Origin of the sequence: Sphingopyxis sp. (genome assembly GCF_035565275.1) — a bacterium.
In the GTDB taxonomy this organism is placed as follows: Bacteria; Pseudomonadota; Alphaproteobacteria; order Sphingomonadales; family Sphingomonadaceae; genus Sphingopyxis.
The window spans coordinates 1-12,992 of the sequence record NZ_DATMST010000298.1 but is presented as its reverse complement, the minus strand read 5'-3'; the positions used below and the strand labels follow the sequence as shown (position 1 = coordinate 12,992).

The following is a 12,992-nucleotide window of genomic DNA, read 5'->3' as shown; positions in this document are numbered from 1 at the left end:
GTGGATCACCGTCCGCACCGTCGTTGTCGAAGCCTCGGCCATCGCGCCTGCAGCCACCGCTCCACCGCCCCCGCCATCACCTTGGCCGCCCGCAGCGACGGCCCCGGCACGCGTCGAGAAATAGTTGATCGTCGTCCGCTTGCCGCCCGCTTCCTGTCCGTGATGGCGCAGGCAGAACATCAGCAGCGCGTCATTGTGCCGCCGCCGGAACCCCATCAGCTTGCCCGCGACAAAGACGGGCACCAGATAGCCGTCGATCGCGCGTTCGAACGCGATATCCTTCAGCCGCGCGACCCCGAAATCGAGCGCCGCCGCCCACGCCCGCCGAAAGCTCTCCGCCCCCGCCGCGCGCCGCAGCGTATAGCAGTTCGTCTGCGCCATATTGACCATCGCCGCGGCGCGGCTGACCGACCCGGTATCGGCGAGCGCCGCGATAAACGCCTTCTGCCGCTCGGGCGTCCACCCGTCGTGCCGATATTTGCGCGGCACCGGCGTAAAGTCGGGAAGCGGCGGCCGAGCCTCCGCCGCGATCGGTGTCCGGTTCTGCATGATAAGCCCTCCTGTCTGCCAAACCGGACAGGATATGACGTGGCGGAGGAATGTAGGAAAGGGGTTTGTTTATGATTTGTTCTTATCGAAGCAAGTGCGAATTGCCTCCTTCTCCGCCGGTAAATTATTCGATCGGAAAGAAGCCATATCGCCCAGATGCTTCGGACTTGGTAAACCTCGTCACCCCTTCACCCGTTTCAAACTCGGCGGGAATTGACTTCTTATTTTCTAAGATGATCGTTTGGCAACTCGTCCACCCTGCCAAAGATCGTAGAAATTTCAAATTGACGTCTGTGCCGGATAAATCGTCGTCTTCATTCTCTGGCTTCTCATATGCCAACAAGGGAGAATCCAAGATGACGAAACCGGGATGGGGGAGCTTCTTCGCTTCCGTAAATTTCAATAGGCCCAACGTCGCTGCGGCGTGCGTTATCGCTCTATGCCCCTTTCCGTTGCTGGACCGGTGCTTGCCATTGATCACAAAGTCGCGCGTTTCTTTGTCAAAATGCACTTGAGGAGATTCGACTAATCCCCAATCATCCAAAAGCTCTGCGACATACCGTGACAGATCAAAAAGAGGTTTTACAGGCAGAGGGGAAGTGGGATCGTCTTCGTTGGCCTCTCTCTGCGTTTCTTGTTCAATTTCCCTTTGTTTCTGCTGGAGCCTATCTAGATTTTCAAAGAGTTCCATGTTCCGCTCCACCTCAGATTTCTTGTCAAGAAATTCCGAGAAGCGGCTTCTTTGTGCGGAGATTTGTGGACTAATGTCGACCAATGCGGCGCTAGCCTCTAAGAGGTTGGTCCGTATCTCAGGGAGCTGAGAGTGCACCTGCCTGTGCTCAATTTTCAATGTCTCAATCACATCTCCCAGTTCGCCTTGCAACGAACGGATCTTAGCTTGCTCGCCCTCGGCTGCGGACACGATTGCCTCGGTACTTGCTTGGCAATCACTCTTAGGGTCGTGATGTTCGGGCTTTGATCCGCAGAAAGGGCAATTTTCTGATGGAAGTGCAAAGAACAAAGTGCCGGCTTCCCGAATGTTCTCCAGCCTTTGCAGGTCGGTTGAATATTGCCGTTCAAGTAGGTCAAACCTAGCCAGCATTTCCGAGATTTCGGCTAGCCGTTCTTCCGCCTCGGCGTAGCTCGTACGTATGGAATTCCGAGCATTCAACGCTTGCCTGTATTCAACTTCAGACGCGCTCAACACCTGCCTTTCCTGATCTATAGCCCGTTCGAGGCGCGACTGCTGTTCTTCAAGCTCGGTTCGGAAGTTCTCCCCTCCGTCTAGCCTGTCGATCCGGCTTTCGCTCTCATCGATAAATTCAGCTAGCAGTTGCAGTCGGGCTTGGCGAGAAATGACCTCACCTTCCTTTTCTTCAGGAATTAATGATTTGTCATCAACGCCGGTAAGTAGGAATCTGAGTCTTGATTTATCGACAGTAACATTCGTGTATTGTTCTCGAATGTATGGAGAAGACTCGCGCTGAATATCCTGCTCAGTTATAATTATTAACGGAGACAGATTTCTAAGTGTCAGGCGCTCCTTTTCATTCCTCTGATTTTTTTTGAGCTCTTTGCCTGCCAGTCCGATCCGTTCGAGGATAAAATCCCGTAACGAACCCATCTTCTTGGACGCATCGCCTGGCCGAAGGACTGTCCCCACCTGATCACTTGGCCGCTCAAAATGCGTCCCTTCGAAGCAGGTAAAGTTCCCACCTTGAAGACTTCGTACCACGGTATACGCGCCGTCTTCAGCGAAATTGATGCCGAGGAATATGTCCTCGTAACCATCATGCTCGGGCAGTTCTTTTAACGGACGGCTGACTCGCCCAAACATGAAGTCTATAGCATCGAGGATCGACGATTTTCCGGTATTGGAAGGGCCATAGATCAAATTGAGCCCCGGCCCGAATTCAATAGCTGCGGGCAGCTTTCGAGGCCCTTGGAAGACTAAATGAGTAAAGTACATTGAGCTAACCATAGCTATGCTCCACCCAAGCTGATATCAGCGATCTGGAACTCGCTAGACCACCTGTCGAATGCAGCATTGAAGACGCCGAAGAATGAGCGATCGCCCCATTCTTCTAGAACTGTGACCGCCCAAGTCGCTCTCACTTTCAGCATATGCAAATATGAGTTCTCTAAGCTCTCAAGAAATACCGGAGCAAGGTCCGTAGATGCATAGCATATATGTCCTTTCTTCGGGCGCGTAACGATCAAAGATTTCGACTCCATCAGAGCCAACCCCATTAAAACTATAGGTCGTCGAACCAACAGCTCTCCATTGCGCTGCTTGACGTTCGGATGAAGGCTTGGCGGGCCAGAGGGCATATCGCCTGAATGAACAATCACGTGATCAAAAGCCAACAGCTGCTGTAGATCGTACTCGTTCGGATGGCCTGCGGACAACGCGCAAAGTGCTCGGATGCCAGTTTCAAAGGCGCTGTTGAATACTTGTTCCGTGAGGCGGCTTTCAATCATTCGATGAGACCCAAGTCAACTGGTCTTCGTTAGCAAGCTGGTGGCACATTCCATGCCGATCTTGGATTTTAGTCACCTGTATCAGACCATTCTCTGTCAACTGAATTGAGTTGGCCCTTTCGATCACCGCCCTCATGCGAGCGAAGCCGTGTTCATGATCGTCTTCGCAAGTGTCGATCACTCCGGAGTGTATCTCTGACTGAAGCGACTCAAATGTGCCCTCAGGCACCGAATCGCGCGCGAAGCTTTTTAGCGATTCCGCATGAAAAAAGGCTTCGCGTTGGCGTTGATAGTGCGCATGAAGCTTCGGAAATTCGTTGATATTGCCAGCTTCAACGGCGGACTTTTCCTTATCGGAATAGGCCTCATAAAGCTGTGAGATGTATCTCGATTCGCTTGCGAATGGCATTTCTGGCGGAGCATCCGGAGCGTGGCGCTTCGGTAGCCCGCCACCAAAGCGGATAACGTAATATGGGGTTTTCCTATGTTCCTCAATTACGTCATGCCGAGGCTTGTACTGGAAAATCGAAAAGTCGATTTTATCGACGAAATCTGCGAAATCTCCAGTTAAATCAATTTTTTGCGTGGAAGTGATCGAATTCGAACACCATTCGTCCCATTTTTCGAACACCTTCTGCTTCAATTTTTCCGAATCCAAGAGAAGCTTCTTAAGAGATGGGCCGCAATCTTTAGGCGAAAAGAAATAATAACTTCTTGGTAGAGTTATCTTCTTGCAGAAAGCATGCCATATTAATTTTCCTATTTCAGGAATCGCCGTTCCCGGAGCGAGCGGATTTCCGGTGTAATATTTGCACTGATAGTTGTCCCATTCTCCTTGGAACCCTTTGTCAGTGACAAATCCGGCCACATCGATACCATAATCATCGGCGCCACCAAGCCGATCTACCAGCTTGTATTTTGTTTTCTGAAACTGCGCCCACTCTCGAATAAAATTCTCCCAATCATCGGCTGTGAATAGGAGTAGGTGCTGCTCGGGAGGCAGCAGCTTGCCCGAATGGGCAATCGCGCTATTTAAGGGCGTGTGGACGCTCGGCGCGTCAATTCCATTGCTTTCCGGATTGAATTGCACAGATGCCCCGCCCGTTGAATCCCCATTTCCAAAATTGCCGATTATTTACTCGGCTATTATGCATCCGACTTTTAGAAACTTTTCGAATGGTTGCAAGGCTAGCAAAACAGATCGAGATCAATTGACCACCCGCCATTCCCCCAGCCCCAAATCCCCAATTTCCCACCCCCCGATCCGCCACCGCACCAGCCGCAGCGTCGGATAGCCGACCGCGGCGGTCATGCGGCGGACCTGGCGGTTGCGGCCTTCGGTGATCGTCAGCTCGATCCAGCTGTCGGGCACGCTCTTGCGGTATCGCACCGGCGGGTCGCGGTCCCAGAGCTGGGGCGGGTCGATTAGGCACACGGTCGCGGGGCGCGTCGGGCCGTCGTTGAGCGTGACGCCGCGGCGCAGCGCGTCGAGCGCGGCATCGTCGGGCTCGCCCTCGACCTGCGCCAGATAGGTTTTGGGCGTCTTGTGTTTCGGCGACGAAATGCGCGCCTGCAGCGCGCCGTCGTCGGTCAGGATCAGCAGGCCTTCGCTATCCCTGTCGAGCCGCCCGGCGGGATAGACGCCGGGAACGTCGATATAGTCGGACAGCGTCGCGCGCGCGCCGTCGGCGCTCGCGGTCATGCTCTTGTCGGTAAATTGCGACAGCACGCCCCACGGCTTGTTGAACAGGATCAGCGTCATGGCATCAGACTCCGCGCGACCGCCTCGGCGACCTTGATGCCGTCGACCGCCGCCGACAAGATGCCCCCGGCATAGCCCGCGCCCTCGCCCGCGGGGAACAGCCCGGCGGTGTTCAGGCTCTGAAAATCCGCGCCGCGGGTAAAGCGCACCGGCGAGGAGGTGCGCGTCTCGACCCCCGTCATCACGACGTCGGGATGATCGTATCCCGCGATCTGGCGCCCGAACACCGGGATCGCCTCGCGCATCGCCTCGACCGCGAAATCGGGCAGGCACGCCGCGAGGTCGGTCGGCGTGACGCCGGGGCGATAGGATGGCACGACTCTGCCGAGCGCGGTCGACGGACGCCCTTTCAGGAAATCGCCGACACGCTGCGCGGGCGCGCGATAGTTCGATCCGCCCGCGACAAAGGCGAGCGATTCCCAGTGCCGCTGGAAGGCGAGGCCGGCGAGCGGGTCGCCGGGATAGTCGCGCGCGGGGTCGATCGCGACGACGAAGCCCGAATTGGCGTTGCGCTCGTTGCGCGAATATTGGCTCATGCCGTTCGTCGCGACGCGGCCCTCCTCCGACGTCGCGGCGACGACGGTGCCGCCGGGGCACATGCAGAAACTATAGACGGTGCGCCCGTTCTTGCAGTGGTGCGAGATATGATATTCGGCGGCGCCGAGGATCGGGTTGCCCGCGTCCGCCCCGAACCTCGACGTGTCGATCCACGATTGCGGATGCTCGATGCGCACGCCGATCGAAAAGGGCTTCGCCTCGACATGCACCCCCGCCGCGTGGAGCATCGCAAAGGTGTCGCGCGCGCTGTGGCCGATCGCCATGACGACGCGGTCGGCCTCGACATAGTCGCCATTGCTGAGGTGCACCCCTTGGACGCGGCGCCCGCCCGCGCCGTCGGTGGCGATGTCGAGCCCGTCGACCTTGTGCTGCCAGCGATATTCGCCGCCCAGCCCCTCGATCGTCTCGCGCAGGCTTTCGACCATCGTCACCAGCCGGAAGGTGCCGATATGCGGGTGCGCCTCGGTCAGAATTTCGGGCGGGGCGCCCGCCTTGACGAATTCGGTCAGCACCTTGCGGTCGAGGTGCCGCGGGTCCTTGATCCGGCTGTAGAGCTTGCCGTCCGAGAAAGTGCCCGCGCCGCCCTCGCCGAACTGGACGTTCGATTCGGGGTGGAGCACGCCGCGCCGCCACAAATCCCATGTGTCCTTCGTGCGCTCGCGCACGACCTTGCCGCGGTCGAGGATGATCGGGCGGAACCCCATCTGCGCGAGGATCAGCCCGACGAACAGCCCGCACGGCCCCGCGCCGACGACGACCGGCCGTTTGATCCCCTTCGGCGCCTGCGTGATGAATCTATACGCGGTGTTCGGCGTCTGCTGGACATTGCGGTCCTTGCGAAAGCGCGCGAGCACGGCGCCCTCGTCCTTCACATTGACGTCGAGCGAATAGATCAGCTTGATGTTCGTCTTGTCGCGCGCGTCGTGCGCGCGGCGCGCAACGACATGGCGCACCAGTTCGCGCGGGCTGATCCGCAGCCGCTTGCAGATCGCGGCGGGCAGATCCTCCGGCGCGTGGTGCAGCGGCAGTGTGAGTTCGGTCAGGCGAAGCATCGCCCGCCTGTAGGGCGCGAGAACGTCAATCGAAAGCGGTTATACGAACCTGATAGGGGAACGACCTTTTGCGACCGGAACCGCCCTGTCAATCATCGTCACCCCGGACTTGATCCGGGGTCCATGACGACGGTGCGGCTATGGATCCCGGATCGAGTCCGGGATGACGAAAGCGGGCAGGCAAACGGCAGCCCGCCACCCCGAAACCGGGCGCGTCCCGGGTTCGCTGACGCAACTGGAAAAGAAAAGGGACGGCCATCGCTGACCGCCCCCCTGATCCTTACGCCGCTTCCTTCTTGCGCGACGCTTTCTTGCGCTCGTGCGGATCGAGCAGCGCCTTGCGGATACGGATATTCTTCGGGGTCACTTCGACCATTTCATCGTCGTCGATATAGGCGATCGCCTGCTCGAGCGTCATGCGCTTCGGCGGCGTCAGGCGGATCGCGTCGTCCTTGCCCGTCGAACGGAAGTTCGTGAGCTGCTTCGACTTCATCGGGTTGACCTCGAGATCGTCGGGCTTGGCATTTTCGCCGATGATCATGCCTTCATAGAGCGCCTCGCCGGGCGAGACGAAGAGGATGCCGCGCTCTTCGAGCGGGCCGAGCGCATAGGCGACGGCTTCGCCATTGCCGTTCGAGATCAGGACGCCGTTCTTGCGGCCTTCGATCGGGCCCTTGTGCGGGCCATATTTCTCGAACAGGCGGTTCATGATCCCGGTGCCGCGCGTGTCGGACAGGAATTCGCCATGATAGCCGATCAGGCCGCGCGACGGACCGCTGAAGGTGATGCGCGTCTTGCCGCCGCCCGACGGACGCATGTCGGTGAGGTCGGCCTTGCGGATCTGCATCTTCTCGACGACCGTGCCGCTATGTTCGTCGTCGACGTCGATGACGACGGTTTCATAGGGTTCGGTGCGCTTGCCGGCGTCGTCCTCGCCGAACAGCACCTTCGGGCGGCTGATGCCGAGTTCGAAGCCTTCGCGGCGCATCGTCTCGATGAGCACGCCGAGCTGAAGCTCGCCGCGGCCCGCGACGTCGAAGCTGTCCTTGTCGGCGCTTTCGGTGATGCGGATCGCGACGTTGGTTTCGGCTTCGCGGAGCAGGCGGTCGCGGATCATGCGGCTCGTGACCTTGCTGCCCTCGCGGCCCGCCATCGGGCTGTCGTTCACGGCAAAGCGCATCGACAGCGTCGGCGGATCGATCGGCTGCGCGGCGATCGGTTCGCTGACGCTGGTGTCGGCGATCGTGTTCGCGACGGTTGCGTTGGTCAGGCCCGCGATCGCGACGATGTCGCCCGCCCTGGCTTCTTCGACCGGAACGCGGTCGAGCCCGCGGAACGCGAGCAGCTTCGACGCGCGGCCGGTCTCGATGACCTTGCCGTCCATGTCGAGCGCGTGGATCGCCTGGTTGACCTTGACCGTGCCCGACTGGACGCGGCCGGTCAGGATGCGGCCGATGAAATTGTCGCGGTCGAGCAAGGTCGCGAGGAAGGTGAAGGGCGCGTCTTCGGGCAGGCCCGGGGTCGGGACGTGCGACACGATCGTCTTGAACAGCGGCTCGAGCGTACCTTCGCGCGCATCGGGGCTTTCCGAAGCATAGCCGCCGCGGCCCGAGGCGTAGAGGATCGGGAAGTCGAGCTGTTCGTCATTGGCCTCGAGCGCGAGGAAGAGTTCGAACACTTCGTCGAGCACTTCGGCGGCGCGCGCGTCGCTGCGGTCGATCTTGTTGACGACGACGATCGGCTTCAGGCCGAGCGCGAGTGCCTTGCCGGTCACGAACTTGGTCTGCGGCATCGGGCCTTCGGCGGCATCGACGAGCAGGATGACGCCGTCGACCATGCTCAGGATGCGCTCGACCTCGCCGCCGAAATCGGCGTGGCCCGGGGTGTCGACGATGTTGATGCGCGTCTGGTCGGCCCCTTCGCCCCATTCGACGCTGGTGCACTTCGCAAGGATGGTGATCCCGCGTTCCTTTTCGAGATCGTTCGAGTCCATCGCACGCTCTTCGACGCGCTGGTTGTCGCGGAAGGTGCCCGACTGGCGGAACAACTGGTCGACGAGGGTGGTCTTGCCATGATCGACGTGCGCGATGATGGCGATATTGCGCAAAGACATGCGGATAAGCCTTGATGTAAGGGGGCAGCGCCCGGAGCGCCGCGAGACGCCGCGCCCCTAACAGAAGCGGTGCTGCGGCGCAACAAAATTGCCGGTGGTCAAAGCCGTTCGAGCAAGCGTTCGATTTCCCGCGCCGAGAAGCGAGCGGCGCGAACGAGATTGGCGTGGAAATCGCCCGCGCTTTCGCCGTTCGCTTCGTCCGTCACCGCCTTGATCGCGGCCCACGGCTTGCCAAGCCGCGCGGCCGCCTGCGCCACCGCCCCGACCTCCATATCGACCAGCGTCGCGCCGAGCGATCGGAGGTCCGCCGCCGCGTCGGGACAGGCAACGAAACTGTCGCCGCTCGCGATACGCGCGTGCGGCAGGCCGAGCCCCGGGTCGGACATCGCGGCGAAATACGCTTCGCCGGCTTCGCCCATCGGCCAATCGCCGGCGCGATAGCGACGGAAGCGGCCGGGGTGGTTCGCGCCATAATCATGCTGCACCGCCTCGGCGAGCCAGTAGGCCCCCGGCCCAGCGGCAAGCGCGCCGCAGGTACCGCTCATCAGCAGCATGTCGGTATCCGCGCCGAGCAGACCCGCACAAAGCGCAGCGTTGACCTTGCCGAGCCCGCAGGTGGCGATAGCGAGATCATGGCGGTGCGCGGCGAGACGGCGGACCGCGAAGGGGCCGTGCTCACGCACGCCTTCGCCGGGAAACAGCGCGTCGCTCTCTTCGGGAAGCGCGGCGAGGATCAGGATATAGGCCATCCCGCCTGTCTATCGCCTTGCACAGCCTTGCCAAGCCCGCCGCGCCGCGGCATCGATCCTGCCAATGCTGTCCCGCGTCTTCCCCGACCGCTTCGTCCCCGTGCTGCTCGCGACGATCCTGCTCGCCAGCCTGCTTCCGGTACGCGGTGCGGCGGTGCCGGTCGCCCAAGCGGTTTCCACCGCGGCAGTCGTCTTTCTCTTCTTCCTCAACGGCGTGCGCCTGCCGCGCGACGAGGTTCTTCACGGCATCCGAAACTGGAAGTTACAGGGCGGTGCGCTCGTCTTCTGCTTCGGTATCATGGCGCTGCTTGGGCTCGGCGCGCAACTGGCGACCGCGGCCGTCCTGCCCGCGGCGCTTGCGCTGGGTTTCCTTTTTCTCGGCATTCTGCCCTCGACCGTCCAGTCGGCGACCGCATCGAGCAGCATGGCGGGAGGGAATGTCGCCGCCAGCGTCGTCGCGGCGGCGGTGCTCAACCTGATCGGGGTCGCCGCTTCGCCGCTGCTGTTCGCCGCGCTGGCCGGCAATGCGGGCGAAATCCACAACGACGGCGTGTTGCGTATCGTTTCGATCCTGCTGCTGCCCTTTATCGCTGGCCAGATCGCCCAGCGCCGGCTGCGTCCGTGGGTGCTGTCGCACCGCCAGCTCGTCACCATTCTCGACCGCACGACGGTCGCGATCGCGGTCTATGTCGCCTTTTCGGCAGCGGTGGTCGCCGGAATCTGGCAGCTTCTCGACGCACGCGAGGTGGTGGTCGTCCTCGCTGCTGCCGCGATCCTGCTTGCGCTGTCGTTCGGCGGCGCATGGCTGTTCGGACGACTGCTCGGCCTTGCGCGGCCCGACCGGGTCACCCTGCTCTTTGCCGGCGCGCAAAAGAGCATCGCGGTCGGCGCGCCGCTCGCCGCGACGCTTTTCCCGCCCGCGATCGCGGGCATGGTGCTGGTCCCGCTCCTCGTCTATCATATGGCGCAGCTGATCCTCTCGGCGTGGATAGCTCCGGGACTGGCAAAAGGCCCGGCTGGTGTAGTGCTTGAATAACACAGGTCCGCATGCCATATAGGCAAGCGGTCCGGGATTTCCCTTGGGCCTGGAAGGAAATGGAATGAGCGAAGAGACTGCGACGGCAACCGCGACCGACGAGCTGAAGCTGACCCCGCCCGACCCCGTCCCCTCGGTTTCTCCCGAAAAGGCTGCCGGACTCGTCCCGCTGTCGACCGACCAGAAGTCGAAGCTCGGCGAACGCGTCGACGGCTTCATCGACGATCTCGTCGCGCAGGACGTCAATTCACCCGCCTTCGGGCAAAAGGTCGACCAGATCACCAACATGGGCCGCAAGGAGATGCTGGAGGCGGCGAGCCATTCGAACCGCTTCCTCGACCGCCCGATCCGCGCGATGGACCGCGACACTGACATCGGTCAGAATCTGATCGAGCTGCGCACCACGGTCGAACGGCTCGACCCGTCGGCGAACGGCAAATTGCTGTCCAAGCGCGGCTTCCTCGACAAGATTTTCGGCGGCAAGGTCAGCAATTATTTCGCGCAGTACCGCAGCGCGCAGACGCATATCGGCGGCATCCTGACGGCGCTTTCCAACGGCAAGGACGAACTGTTGATGGACAATGCGGCGATCGACGTCGAGCGCCGCAAGATGTGGGAATCGATGGGCAAGCTGGAACAGATGGTCCACATCGCCCAGACGCTCGACGAAAAACTCGAAGCCAAGGCGAACGAACTCGACGGCATCGATCCCGCGAAAGCCAAGGTCCTGCGCGAAAATGCGCTTTTCTACGCGCGCCAGCGGACGCAGGATCTGCTGACGCAGATGGCGGTGACGGTGCAGGGCTATCTCGCGCTCGATCTCGTCAAGAAGAACAATGTCGAGCTGGTGAAGGGCGTCGACCGCGCGAGCACGACGACCGTCGGCGCATTGAAGACCGCGATCACCGTCGCGCAGGCGATGACGAACCAGAAGCTGGTGCTCGAACAGATCACCGCGCTCAACACGACGACCGCGAACATCATCGACGGCACGTCGAAGATGCTGAAGGACAATACGGCGCGCATCCACGAACAGGCGGCGTCGAGCACGATCCCGATGGAGACGCTGCAGCGCGCGTTCCAGAATATCTATGATACGATGGACGCGATCGACACCTTCAAGCTGAAGGCGCTCGACAGCATGAAGACGACAGTCAACACGCTTGAGGGCGAAGTCGCCAAGTCGAAGGGCTATATCGCGCGCGCCGAGGGCGCGAGCCAGGCGCAGGCAAGCGTCGGCGGCGCCGACAGTCCGCTCGCCGCGCTCGAAGGCTAGGGCAAAAGATGAGCATGAGCGAGGTCGACAAGGTCCGGCTTTCAGCGGCATCGGCGATCGAACGGTCGCGGACACGCCGCCGCCCGATCGGAACGAAGAGCGTCGCGCTGCGCCGCCAGCACCTTTACAGGAAGCTTGGCCGCATGCTGATCGCGGGCGGCATATTGCTCGTCGGTGCCGCAGTGTTCGGCGCGCTGATCCAGCCGCTCGGCTTTACCGGGCTGCTCGCGCTGTTCGTGCTCTTGATCGGGGTCGCGGTGCTGTTCGGCAAATGGCCGCCCTTTCCCGAGCCCCGCCAGCAGGACTTGCCCAAGGCCGATCTGAAGCAGCTCGCGGGTCGCACCGAAATATGGCTCGAAGCGCAGCGCCCCGCGCTGCCCGCCCCCGCGCGCCAGCTCGTCGATGGCATCGGCGTCCAGCTCGATCTGCTCGCACCGCAGCTCCAGACGCTCGACGCGGCGAGCCCCGCCGCGGCCAATATCCGCAAGCTCGTCGGCGAGGACCTGCCCGAACTCGTCGCGGGTTATCAGCGCATCCCTGCCGGTTTGCGCACCGAAGCCCACGCCGGCCGCACCCCCGACGAGACGCTCGTTGGCGGCCTGAAGATGCTCGAAAGCGAGATCGGCAATGCCGCGCGCAGCCTCGCCGCGGGCGAACTCGACAAGCTCGCGACGCGCGAACGCTATCTCCAGCTCAAATATCAGGGACTTGAAGGCGAAGATCCGGCCGCCAGCTAGGCTTGGCGCCAGCGCTGCGTCCCGAACCACAGCAGCAGGACGAGCAGCAAGGGTGGCGCGAGGCCCCAACGCGTCGCGCCCGCCAGCGGCGCGAGCCAAGACGCCGACGACAGTATCCACAGCGCCGCGAGCAACGCTCCGATCGCGAGCGTCTCGAACGCGAAACTGCGCCAGAAACGCCGCCGCGCACTGGCATAAGCCGCTTGCGCATCGATCGCGCGCTCGACACCGGCCGCAAAGCCGCGATCGCCCGATCGCCCGGACGGCGCCAGTATCGCGGCCAGCACCGCGTCGATGTTCCGGTCTTCCGGCGCCGTCATGCGTCCGTTCCTTCGCCGATCATCTTCTGCGCCTTGGCGCGACCGCGCAAGACGAGCGATTTGAGTGTGCCGAGCGGCACCCCCATGATCGCGGCCGCTTCACCGTGCGACCAGCCATCGCCGAAGCAGAGCGTGAGCGCGGCGCGCTCCTGCGGAGATAGTGCAGCAAGCAGCCGGTTGGCATCGATCGTCGCATCGCTCGCCGGGCGCGGATCGGTCGCGGCCTTGACCTCTTCGCCCGCGGCCAGCCCCTCGCGCCGCCAGCCCCTCATCGGTGATGCCGATAAAACCGCCCGAGGACACCAGAATGTGCTCGCGGGCGACGAACTCCGGCAAATCGATGCCCTGTTGACCGGGCG

At 61.7% G+C, this 12,992-nt stretch carries 12 protein-coding genes and 1 pseudogene; 3 read left to right on the top strand and 10 right to left on the bottom strand.

The features are described from left to right. From VN047_RS19690 to VN047_RS19655, 8 genes and pseudogenes are all read right to left on the bottom strand, one after another. Positions 1–549 (bottom strand): annotated as a pseudogene (locus VN047_RS19690) (hypothetical protein); the annotation flags it as partial. A 124-nt stretch (positions 550–673) separates the two neighbouring features. Next, positions 674–2,518, bottom strand: coding sequence for an AAA family ATPase (locus VN047_RS19685; protein ID WP_325545695.1), 1,845 nt, complete (start codon positions 2,516–2,518; stop codon positions 674–676). A gap of 14 nt (positions 2,519–2,532) precedes the next feature. Further along, entirely contained in the window at positions 2,533–3,030 is a 498-nt protein-coding gene (locus tag VN047_RS19680; protein ID WP_325545693.1) for an ABC-three component system middle component 2, read from the bottom strand. Next, the gene (locus VN047_RS19675; protein WP_325545691.1) at positions 3,023–4,120 is read right to left on the bottom strand and encodes an ABC-three component system protein; all 1,098 of its coding nucleotides are present in this window, start codon (positions 4,118–4,120) and stop codon (positions 3,023–3,025) included. Before VN047_RS19675 ends, VN047_RS19680 begins: the two co-directional genes overlap by 8 nt. A 117-nt stretch (positions 4,121–4,237) precedes the next feature. Next, entirely contained in the window at positions 4,238–4,792 is a 555-nt protein-coding gene (locus tag VN047_RS19670) for an rRNA large subunit pseudouridine synthase E (RefSeq protein ID WP_325545689.1), read from the bottom strand. Further along, positions 4,789–6,402: an NAD(P)/FAD-dependent oxidoreductase gene (locus VN047_RS19665; RefSeq protein WP_325545687.1), complete on the bottom strand. Its 1,614-nt coding sequence runs from the start codon at positions 6,400–6,402 to the stop codon at positions 4,789–4,791. Before VN047_RS19665 ends, VN047_RS19670 begins: the two co-directional genes overlap by 4 nt. Positions 6,403–6,682: 280 nt before the next feature. Next, positions 6,683–8,515 (bottom strand): translational GTPase TypA, encoded by a 1,833-nt coding sequence (typA, locus tag VN047_RS19660; RefSeq protein WP_325545686.1) that lies wholly within the window; start codon positions 8,513–8,515, stop codon positions 6,683–6,685. A 98-nt stretch (positions 8,516–8,613) separates the two neighbouring features. After that, positions 8,614–9,264, bottom strand: coding sequence for a 5'-methylthioadenosine/S-adenosylhomocysteine nucleosidase (locus VN047_RS19655; RefSeq protein ID WP_325545684.1), 651 nt, complete (start codon positions 9,262–9,264; stop codon positions 8,614–8,616). A 64-nt stretch (positions 9,265–9,328) separates the two neighbouring features. On the opposite strand from VN047_RS19655, the gene VN047_RS19650 reads away from it, so the two are divergent. The 3 genes from VN047_RS19650 (at position 9,329) to VN047_RS19640 (ending at position 12,313) form a co-directional block, all read left to right on the top strand. Further along, a complete protein-coding gene (locus VN047_RS19650; protein WP_325545682.1) occupies positions 9,329–10,300 on the top strand; it encodes a bile acid:sodium symporter family protein in 972 nt (323 codons plus the stop codon). A 64-nt stretch (positions 10,301–10,364) separates the two neighbouring features. Further along, positions 10,365–11,576, top strand: coding sequence for a toxic anion resistance protein (locus VN047_RS19645; RefSeq protein WP_325545681.1), 1,212 nt, complete (start codon positions 10,365–10,367; stop codon positions 11,574–11,576). A gap of 8 nt (positions 11,577–11,584) precedes the next feature. Next, entirely contained in the window at positions 11,585–12,313 is a 729-nt protein-coding gene (locus VN047_RS19640) for a hypothetical protein (protein ID WP_325545679.1), read from the top strand. Here the strand turns inward: VN047_RS19640 and VN047_RS19635 are convergent. Both VN047_RS19635 and VN047_RS19630 read right to left on the bottom strand, forming a co-directional pair. After that, entirely contained in the window at positions 12,310–12,633 is a 324-nt protein-coding gene (locus VN047_RS19635) for a hypothetical protein (protein ID WP_325545677.1), read from the bottom strand. The genes VN047_RS19640 and VN047_RS19635 overlap by 4 nt on opposite strands. Beyond that, positions 12,630–12,905, bottom strand: a complete 276-nt coding sequence (locus VN047_RS19630; RefSeq protein ID WP_325545675.1) for an RNA polymerase sigma factor — start codon at positions 12,903–12,905, stop codon at positions 12,630–12,632. The genes VN047_RS19635 and VN047_RS19630 overlap by 4 nt, the downstream gene beginning before the upstream one ends. Positions 12,906–12,992: the final 87 nt, after the last annotated feature.

Coding starts and splice junctions, on each gene's coding strand:
- VN047_RS19685 (WP_325545695.1), bottom strand. CDS start 2,518: ATGTACTTTACTCATTTAGTCTTCCAAGGGCCTCGAAAGCTGCCCGCA.
- VN047_RS19680 (WP_325545693.1), bottom strand. CDS start 3,030: ATGATTGAAAGCCGCCTCACGGAACAAGTATTCAACAGCGCCTTTGAA.
- VN047_RS19670 (WP_325545689.1), bottom strand. CDS start 4,792: ATGACGCTGATCCTGTTCAACAAGCCGTGGGGCGTGCTGTCGCAATTT.
- VN047_RS19665 (WP_325545687.1), bottom strand. CDS start 6,402: ATGCTTCGCCTGACCGAACTCACACTGCCGCTGCACCACGCGCCGGAG.
- typA (WP_325545686.1), bottom strand. CDS start 8,515: ATGTCTTTGCGCAATATCGCCATCATCGCGCACGTCGATCATGGCAAG.
- VN047_RS19655 (WP_325545684.1), bottom strand. CDS start 9,264: ATGGCCTATATCCTGATCCTCGCCGCGCTTCCCGAAGAGAGCGACGCG.
- VN047_RS19650 (WP_325545682.1), top strand. CDS start 9,329: ATGCTGTCCCGCGTCTTCCCCGACCGCTTCGTCCCCGTGCTGCTCGCG.
- VN047_RS19645 (WP_325545681.1), top strand. CDS start 10,365: ATGAGCGAAGAGACTGCGACGGCAACCGCGACCGACGAGCTGAAGCTG.
- VN047_RS19640 (WP_325545679.1), top strand. CDS start 11,585: ATGAGCATGAGCGAGGTCGACAAGGTCCGGCTTTCAGCGGCATCGGCG.
- VN047_RS19635 (WP_325545677.1), bottom strand. CDS start 12,633: ATGACGGCGCCGGAAGACCGGAACATCGACGCGGTGCTGGCCGCGATA.
- VN047_RS19630 (WP_325545675.1), bottom strand. CDS start 12,905: ATGAGGGGCTGGCGGCGCGAGGGGCTGGCCGCGGGCGAAGAGGTCAAG.